The organism is Shewanella scandinavica (assembly GCF_031932065.1).
Lineage (GTDB): Bacteria > Pseudomonadota > Gammaproteobacteria > Enterobacterales > Shewanellaceae > Shewanella > Shewanella baltica.
Window position 1 is genome coordinate 1 of record NZ_JAUOES010000049.1, and the last position, 8,762, is coordinate 8,762.

Below are 8,762 nucleotides of genomic sequence, written 5' to 3' on the forward strand. Positions count from 1 at the left end.
ACTGCACCTGCGACAGCCAACATCAGTTGGATTTGTTGCCGTAGCTTTTTGGCATTGCCTCGCAGTAAGCCATAGTCTCGTACTCGCCGTAATCCTTTGGGTAACACATGTTGTAATATCAACCACAGAAATTCGACCGCGGGCAAGCTGCGTACTTGTTGGCAGCGAGTCTGACTGTCTTGATAGGTAAAGCTCACCTGATTATCGACATGACGACAAATACTGCTGTCGGGTAAAACGCCCCGATAAAGGTAGCGCGACAGATATTGCAGTGCAGGCGCACCTTTACCGACGAACTGACAATCGACCACCCATTTCGACTGGGATTGATGTGGCAGTTTAAGCTGAAGCGTGTCACTCAGATAAGCCAGTAAACGTGCTCGCCACACCTTGGCAAGATTAAAGGCGTTAAATAAGTAATGGGTTTGACACTTGCGCCATTGCCGCTTGCCTGAGTGGTAGCTCCCTGCTGGGATAATGAAGTGCAGATGTGGATGGTAGTCTCTGCGCCGACTGTGAGTATGCAGTACGCCGGTGAAGCCGATGTCACCACTGAGCTTAGGGGAGCGTGCGGCAAAGTCTTTGAGTACACTCGCTGCCACGGTAAACATGGCGTGATAGAACGGCTCGGGTTGCGATTTCGCTATGGCTCTTAATTCAAACGGCAAGGTAAAGGTCACCATAAAATAATTCACCGGTAATAACTTAGCTTGTTGTTGACTCAGCCAGTCACATGTTGTGCCATGTTGGCACTGTGGGCAACTGCGATGACCGCAAGAGAGCGGAAACTCGAGCTGTTGCTCGCAGGTTTGACAATCCCAGCAACTCACCCTCGCCGTGTTGCAACGACAGCTGAGCATGGCATGGATAGCAGCATGTATTTCTGGGGTGATTTGATGGGCATAACGCCGCCGAAAATCCGCCAGATGTTGGCGTAAAATATCGATAAACTGGCTCATAACCCACACTCCCACCTCAAAGCCAAGTCGTTGGTCAGTTGGTTAATTGCCTCACAGGTATTTTTACGGGTGATATCAGTGAGCCGCGTGTAACGGGCGGTGGTATTCAGGCTGTGATGGCCAAGCAGTGTTTGCACTGAGCGCAAATCGAGTCCTTGCTCCAGTAAATGGGTGGCATAACTGTGGCGTAGACTGTGCGGGCTGATGGCTTTATGAATGTTGCACTCTAAAATGACTTGCTTCATGGCTTTTTGGAGCCCGCCTCTGTCCATGAGTGAATCAGGTTGATTATCTTTACCCGGAAATAGCCAGTGAGGATGACGGTGGGTGCGCCAATAATAGCGTAAGGCTAACAAGGTGCGTTGAGGTAAAGGCACCAGTCTATCCTTGCCACCTTTAGCATCACGGATATGCACCTGCATGAGTCCTGCATCAATATCCCCGACCTGTAATGAAATCGCTTCACCAAGGCGCAATCCCATGCTGTACAGGGTTAAGAAACAGACCTGATAACGCAGCTGGCGCGTGAGGCTGATAACTATCGCGACCTCGCAGGGCGTGAGGATATCGGGCAGGTGTTTCACCTGTGGAGGCTTAACAATATTAAGCCACTGCCAAGATTTATTGAGGACGTGAAAGTAGAAAAACTGCAAGCCGTTGCGGTCGAGTTTGACGGTGCTCCATGAATGTGAGGCAATTAAGTCGGCAAAATAGCGCTTTAAATCATCGGTGGTCAGGGTATCGGGGCAGCAGTCAAAATATGCCGCAATACGGCGTATAGCTCGGCTATAGGCATCAATGGTTGCAGGCCGCTTGCCTTGCAAGGTTAAGTTGGTAAGATGTTGTTCATAAAGTAAATCAAAGCGTTGTTGTTCGTGAATGTCCATGATGATACTCCTAGGTTTGCGACCGAAGCAGGTCGCGTCTAGCAAGTATTTAGGATGAGGGGCAAAAGGATGGCTTTATCTTGTTCCTGCCGCAAAGCGGCTTCGTTCAACTAGGCGTTTAAGACGGATTCCCAACGCTTGGGAGTTTCGGCTCTAGGTTGAGTTTTGTGTTTAAGGCGCAATGATTTAGGATTGTGGTCGCGTTGCTCACCACTTAACGCTGCGTTATATTCCTAGAGTTTCATCAGCATGGAGAGTTATAAATGAGAGTATTTATTTTTAGTTTTGTTTTACTTTGTTCACAGTTTTCATCAGCATGGAGAGTTATAAATGAGAGTATTTATTTTTAGTTTTGTTTTACTTTGTTCACAGTTTTCATTTGCATCAGATTTAATGTTAGCTGAGGAAATTAAGTTAAAGTCCGGTACACTTGGGGAAGAGAGAAACTTATTTATAAAACTCCCAAAGAAATATCACGATGAAGATAATTCGTATCCAGTATTATACGTACTACACGGTCAATGGGATATGCTTTCAACCCTATCGACTATTGATCTATTAGAAGATCAAATTCCAAACTTTATAGTTGTAGGTATCGAAAGTAGAGGAAAAGAACTTAGCCCTGAAAATGGAAAAACAACGCCCTTTGCTGAGTTTCTTGCGACAGAAGTCGTATCTTTTGTTAATGATAATTACCGAGTTGCGCCTTATACAATTCTATCTGGGCATTCTAATTCAGGCCGTTTCGTCTTAGATTGTTGGTTAAGTAATAATCCTGGTTTTTCTAAATACTTCGCTTTCAGTCCTTCTCTTGACGATAATTACATCTTAGATATGGTATCCAAATCAAAAATTGAGGCTTTAAAAAAGAAAGCTCCTCTTACGATCACCATCGCAAATGAAGGTGAGCATATGCAAAACCCTTTTACTGAATTAACTCAGAAGTTAAGTAACTTATCTAAAAGCTCTTTTGAATTCAAAAAATTTCCAGAGCAATCTCATAGAACCACTAAACATTCTTCTATGCAATATGCTTTACAATCAACATTTGCGGGCTGGGAACCAACCTACGAAGTAAAAACTTCAGGGTTAAACGGTTTAAAAAAACACTATACAGATTTATCTAAAAAGTTTGGGTTTAAGGTTTCTGTTCCAATCGAAACCTTGCAAAAGTTAGTAGCTCATTATGCTATTTCTGGGAATGCGACTGAAGAACTTAATAAGCACATAGCTTTCACAATTAATCAATCTTCAGAAGGCATAGATTCACTGTTTGAAATATCTGGCTATTTATCTAGTAATGGATATAAAGAAGCCGGTGAAAATATTCTCAATGAAATATGTAATCAGGCTAAAAATAATCAAAGGTGTAGTGGTTAGAACGGAATATAACAAGGCAATTAAACGGAAAATTAACAGTTGGCTTTTTCCGCTTCGCTTCAAATTATAGCCAACTATCAATTTCCGCTTATTGCGGCGTTAAGAGTTTTAAGGAAATATATTCGCAATGAAGAAGATGATTTTGTTCCGTATTGGATGGATGGACAAATACGATGGTGTAGACACTATTGAAGGTGGTGGTTCACATGTGGAAACTCATGGTGTCGGCGGGGAAATGTGGAATTTTCGTCCTGAAGGTGGTCGCTGTTTTGGGTATGTAATGACAAGAAATTTTTCTGGTTTAAACTTAGACCGAATTGGTTTGAACGAGAGTAAATACCAGAAAGATGATGAGATAAATAATGTTGATATAGTTTTTATCTCAAAGAACCCAAGTGGTGGTCAGGTAGTGGTTGGCTGGTTTAAAAACGCTACGATTTTCCATAAACAATATCGTCAGAGACGTGGTGGTAAATCAGTCGATGATTGGGAGTATATTGATTATGTGAGTGAGTGCAGTGAAAAGAATGCAACCTTACTTAAGAAAAGCGAGCGTAATTTTATTATACCTAAAGGAAAAGGCTTTCCTGGGCAATCAAATGTTTGGTACGCAGATTCTGTCGAATCCAAAAATTTAGTTGATGATTTAAGGGCATATATCAAACGCTACGACTCTAACAACGGTAAAAGAGGACCTTCCCCAAAGCCTTTACCAAAGGATATCATCACGCTGATAGAGAAGGCCGCCGTTGATAAAACGATTCGATACTATGAAGGTAAAGGGTATGAAGTCAAATCTGTTGAAGCGGATAATGTTGGCTGGGATTTAGAAGCTTCAAATGATCAGCATAAGCTTTTGATAGAGGTCAAGGGACACCGTGGTAATGCTATTCATTTTGGCTTAACACCGAATGAATACCAAAATCTTAAACTGCATATAAAATTCTATCGTGTTGCTGTTGTAAGGAATGCTTTATTAGAGCCTGACTTAGTTGTTTTTACACCATATAAAACTGACGAAGCTTTTTGTTTAAAGTCAGAGTCTTCAAACGAAACTGTTTTTTTAAGGGAAAGTGTTGCTGCTAGAGCTGTACCTGCAAACTCTTAACAAAGCATTTAAGAGTGATTCGCAACGCTTGGCAGTTTCGCTTCGCTCAAGTATAGCCAAGCGTCGCTCACACCTTAATGCGGCGTTAGCTGGGATTGCCTTGCTCGCAAAGTGATACTATAGTGTCACTTTAAATTTAGAACAGGGTGAACCTATGAAAGTTGAGCTAGTTACGAATCTAAAGCGTCAAGCGACAAAGATTCTGGCAGATCTGCACTTGTCGAAAGAGCCCGTATTGATTACAGAGCATGGTCAGCCATCTGCATACCTTGTAGATGTTCAAGATTATGAATTCATGCAGCGTCGGCTTGCGCTGCTTGAGGGGCTCGCTCGTGGAGAGCGTGCTGTACTTGAGGGAAGAACGTATAGCCAAAGTGAAGCCAGAGATAAGATGACTAAATGGCTGAAGTGATCTGGACAGAGCCAGCCCTTCAAAAACTTGATGCCATTGCTGAGTATATTGCTTTGGACAACCCTGCTGCTGCGAGCGATCTCGTGAAGGCAGTTTTCGACAAGACAGAACGTTTGGAGAATTTCCCCAAATCCGGGCGGATTCCTCCTGAGCTCCCGGATTCGGTATACAGAGAGGTAGTGATTCCACCCTGTCGCATTTTTTATCGTGAGGATGAGCAGCGAGTTTTCGTCCTCTTTGTCATGCGAGAGGAGCGACAGCTTCGTGCGTTCATGCTTGGAAACTGATAACAATCCGCGTCATTCGGGGTATTCACCTCCTGTGACGTTCCTAAGTTCGCGCGCATGCGCGGGATGTTAGCATTCAATATGAAATATCGAGTAATCGTAAAAAGTATCACACCATGCAGTTGCGAAAATGAAGGTGAAGCTGAGGTTTACTTCCCTGATTTTGATCTAACTATTGTCTGCTATTTCATTGGTAGTATTGATTGGTTTAAAAGTTGTTTTCCTCTAAATAAATTGAAAGATGCCGACCTAAGATATTGGCACGCTAACTGGCAGTTAACGGATAAACAAACTAAATCTATAGCAACGAGTGTTGTTGGCAAATACGGCGGCTTCAAACTAGACGAAGATAACGAAAAATTATTTATGGTTAATTCGTTGCTTCCTGTCATATCTGACAATGAATTAGGTAACTATCAATTAGATGTTCCAGAAGGAAGTTGGGTCGAATCAACAGGGCAATTTGTTATCGAGGAAGTTGAATTTTAAGCTGGTCCTGTCGCTTCGCTCCTTATTTTAGCCGGCTTAAAAGTTGCCCTGCTTGGGGCGTTAGTTAACACGGAGGTTCTGTCGCAGTATGAATGTATTCTTAATTATTGCAGGTGCATTAAGTGCCGTTGTAGCCATTCTTCATATAGGTTGTATTTATTTTGGCGCTCCTTGGTATCGTTTTTTTGGTGCAGGTGAACAAATGGCTTTGCTTGCTGAGCGCGGTAGTATTCAACCTACATTAATTACCAGTGGTATTGTTCTTGTTCTCTCTATTTGGTCGATTTACGCATTTTCTGCGGCAGGTGTAATTGTTCGTTTACCTTTACTTCGTTTAGCTCTTATTCTCATCACTTTTATTTATTTACTTCGCGGTGTTGCCGGTTTCTTTTTAGTCAGCTCTCCTATGGGGCGTTCTCCTGAGTTTTGGATGTGGAGTTCATTGATTTGTTTAAGTTTTGGTATTATTCACTTCATTGGTTTAAAACAGCAATGGTCAAATTTATGAGAAAAATGCAACCTAACTAGTCGTTAAAGCAGGACAACAACAGTTGGTTTTTGTCCTGTGTCGCTTATTTAAATCAACTATTTTTGCCTTTTATTGAGGCGCTATAGCGTAATTGAAATACAGCAAGATTCGGGTCGGCATTAGTCGTTCGGCCTCCTAAGATAGCTTCTGTTCGGGCAGATGCCCTTTTATAGCAAGCAGATCCTAGAGGAATTACGATGAACATACTTGCCCACAAAGTTGCTATTGTTACCGGTGCCAGTACCGGCATTGGCTACGCAGCCGCGAAGCTTTTTGCCAGAGAAGGTGCTGCCGTAGTGGTGGCTGCAAGGCGACAGAAGGAGCTTGATGAACTGGTGGACTTAATCAATACGGAAGGCGGGCAGGCACTGGCACTCGCCGGTGATGTTGGTGAAGAAGCGTTTGCCAAAGCTTTGGTAGATAAGGCAGTAAGCCACTTTGGTGGCTTGGATATCGCTTTTAACAATGCTGCCATTCTGGGTGCTATGGGCCCTGTCCCGGAGATGTCGCTCACGGACTGGAATCAAGTTATTGCGACCAACTTAACCAGCGCATTTTTGGGCGCAAAGTACCAGCTGCCTGCCATGGCTGCCCGAAAAGGAGGTTCGTTAATTTTCACCTCTACCTTCGTTGGTTACACCGCAGGTATGCCAGGCATGGCAGCCTACGCAGCCAGTAAAGCGGGATTGATTGGACTGACTCAAGTGCTGGCATCCGAGCACGGGCCTCAGAATATCCGGGTCAATGCCCTTTTGCCCGGTGGTACTGATACGCCAGCAGGACGTGAGTTTGCCAATACGCCAGAAGCATTGGCATTTGTGCATAATTTGCATGCTCTTAAGCGTATGGCGACACCAGATGAAATTGCCCAATCCGCATTGTACCTTGCCTCCGACGCCTCCAGCTTCACCACTGGATCTGCAATGCTGGTCGATGGCGGTGTATCTATAAATCGTGTTTGAGAGGCCGGGCCATGTCAGACTATGACCGAATCGCAAGCGCCATGGCCTATTTGGTTGAGCGGGCAATTGATCAGCCCAGCCTTGAAGAGATAGCCGCCCATGTGCATCTGAGTCCGTATCACTTTCAAAGGCTGTTTTGTCGTTGGGCAGGTACTACGCCGAAGCGGTTTTTACAGGTCCTGACATTGGAGCGGGGCAAAGGATTGCTTAATAATTCTCGCTCCTTGCTTGATGTCTCACATGAGCTTGGATTAAGCGGCAGTTCAAGGTTGCATGATCACTTTGTGCAGCTGGAAGCAGTCACACCCGGCGAGTATAAAAATCGAGGTAAGGACGTACAGATCGAGTATGGAGTCCATCCGACCCCATTGGGGCCCATGTTTGTGGCCGTAACCCTGCGTGGTGTTTGCCGGGCAGCGTTTATGGACTTCAATAGCATGGAAGAGTTACTGGATGACTTGCATAACGATTGGCCTCTCAGTTCGATCAGCGAAAATTTGGCATCTACGCGACACGCTATTGATGCCTTTTTTAGCAGTGACACAGCTTCCGGGCAAGGTCCGCTGTCGCTCCATGTGACAGGGACAAATTTCCAGATCGCCGTGTGGCGTGCTTTGTTGAAAATACCACCGGGTGCTGTGGCCAGCTATGCCGAAGTAGCCAGAGCACTCGGCGCACCTAAGTCTGCCAGGGCTGTTGGTAACGCTATTGGAGCAAATCCAGTTGCTTTGCTGATCCCCTGTCACAGGGTTATCCAGCAAAGTGGTGCGCTTGGGGGGTATCGCTGGGGACCAACTAAGAAGCTTATGGTACAAACATGGGAAAAAATGCGTGATGAACCGGTTGCGCTATAACAATGCCATGCAACCGACGCTTGTACCTCGCTCGGGTGATGGCGGGCGTTATAAGAGCACAGCGTTGCTTGTAATCTGACTAAGGAAAGTTGATAAATATGCATCTAATTCAATGTAAGTGCGGTGCTGTTAAAGGACAACTCAACAAAATTGGAACTACCAATCGTCTCATCTGCTATTGCACGGATTGCAGAGCGTTCGCACATTTTCTTGGTAAAGCCCCTTTTGTACTAGATGAACAAGGCGGAACTGAGATCGTTCAAGTGTCTCAACAACACCTGTTCTTCTACCAAGGGGAACATTTTATATCGGCAGTACGACTCAGTGAAAACGGTATGATCCGCTGGTATGCTGCATGTTGCGGAACGCCTATTGGTAACACTATGGCAAGCCGGAAAGCATCATTCATCGGCCTTATTCACAGCTGCCTAGACCGGCAGCAAATGGATAAAGACTTTGGAGCAGACGTTGCAATTTTAAACACTGATACAGCCTTAGGCCAAGCGAAGCCAAAGCAACGTGGACTTATGGGGGTTTTAGTCCGCTTTATATGGATCGTGGTCACGAACCGCATCAATGGAAGATATAAAAACTCTCCTCTTTTTAATTCTTCCGGTTTACCTCGTGTAACCCCAAAAATACTGAACACTGACGAATTGGATAAATTGAAGAGTGACGTGTAACAAGTAGCTTCATTTTCCAATCACAAACAGTGGAGCTGGACCTCGCTACAGCTCGGCCTGTTCTTGGACTACGGCTTCACCTGCAGACGTGTTACCCAATCACAATGGCATCGTGGCCAGTTGCAGGCTTAGTGCGGCATGTTCTTGAACTGTACTCTTTTCGCCTGCAGGCGTGTTATCCAATCCCAAAGCGCATCATGAGTGCTGAACAG

At 44.7% G+C, this 8,762-nt stretch carries 11 protein-coding genes; 9 read left to right on the plus strand and 2 right to left on the minus strand.

From position 1 onward, the window contains the following. Positions 1-959: IS91 family transposase (locus Q4Q50_RS21945; RefSeq protein WP_311901135.1), on the minus strand; the 959-nt coding region annotated here is incomplete at its 3' end. Then, positions 956-1,846, minus strand: coding sequence for a tyrosine-type recombinase/integrase (locus tag Q4Q50_RS21950; RefSeq protein ID WP_311901137.1), 891 nt, complete (start codon positions 1,844-1,846; stop codon positions 956-958). The genes Q4Q50_RS21945 and Q4Q50_RS21950, both read right to left, overlap by 4 nt. A 330-nt stretch (positions 1,847-2,176) precedes the next feature. On the opposite strand from Q4Q50_RS21950, the gene Q4Q50_RS21955 reads away from it, so the two are divergent. From Q4Q50_RS21955 to Q4Q50_RS21995, 9 genes are all read left to right on the plus strand, one after another. After that, positions 2,177-3,226, plus strand: coding sequence for an alpha/beta hydrolase (locus tag Q4Q50_RS21955; RefSeq protein WP_311901139.1), 1,050 nt, complete (start codon positions 2,177-2,179; stop codon positions 3,224-3,226). 127 nt (positions 3,227-3,353) lie between these two features. Beyond that, positions 3,354-4,334, plus strand: coding sequence for a protein NO VEIN domain-containing protein (locus Q4Q50_RS21960; protein WP_311901141.1), 981 nt, complete (start codon positions 3,354-3,356; stop codon positions 4,332-4,334). A 154-nt stretch (positions 4,335-4,488) separates the two neighbouring features. Then, positions 4,489-4,746 carry a type II toxin-antitoxin system Phd/YefM family antitoxin gene (locus tag Q4Q50_RS21965; RefSeq protein WP_220592666.1) on the plus strand — a complete coding sequence of 86 codons (258 nt, stop codon included), beginning with the start codon at positions 4,489-4,491 and terminating at the stop codon, positions 4,744-4,746. After that, positions 4,734-5,033, plus strand: coding sequence for a type II toxin-antitoxin system RelE/ParE family toxin (locus tag Q4Q50_RS21970; RefSeq protein ID WP_311901142.1), 300 nt, complete (start codon positions 4,734-4,736; stop codon positions 5,031-5,033). Before Q4Q50_RS21965 ends, Q4Q50_RS21970 begins: the two co-directional genes overlap by 13 nt. A gap of 81 nt (positions 5,034-5,114) precedes the next feature. After that, positions 5,115-5,522 carry a hypothetical protein gene (locus Q4Q50_RS21975; protein ID WP_311901144.1) on the plus strand — a complete coding sequence of 136 codons (408 nt, stop codon included), beginning with the start codon at positions 5,115-5,117 and terminating at the stop codon, positions 5,520-5,522. Positions 5,523-5,610: 88 nt separating this feature from the next. After that, a complete protein-coding gene (locus Q4Q50_RS21980) occupies positions 5,611-6,030 on the plus strand; it encodes a hypothetical protein (protein WP_212600448.1) in 420 nt (139 codons plus the stop codon). Between the two features lie 218 nt (positions 6,031-6,248). After that, positions 6,249-7,013, plus strand: a complete 765-nt coding sequence (locus tag Q4Q50_RS21985) for an SDR family oxidoreductase (protein WP_311901145.1) — start codon at positions 6,249-6,251, stop codon at positions 7,011-7,013. 11 nt (positions 7,014-7,024) lie between these two features. After that, positions 7,025-7,867, plus strand: a complete 843-nt coding sequence (locus tag Q4Q50_RS21990) for a bifunctional transcriptional activator/DNA repair enzyme AdaA (protein ID WP_311901146.1) — start codon at positions 7,025-7,027, stop codon at positions 7,865-7,867. A gap of 98 nt (positions 7,868-7,965) precedes the next feature. Next, positions 7,966-8,550 (plus strand): DUF6151 family protein, encoded by a 585-nt coding sequence (locus Q4Q50_RS21995; RefSeq protein WP_311901148.1) that lies wholly within the window; start codon positions 7,966-7,968, stop codon positions 8,548-8,550. Positions 8,551-8,762: the final 212 nt, after the last annotated feature.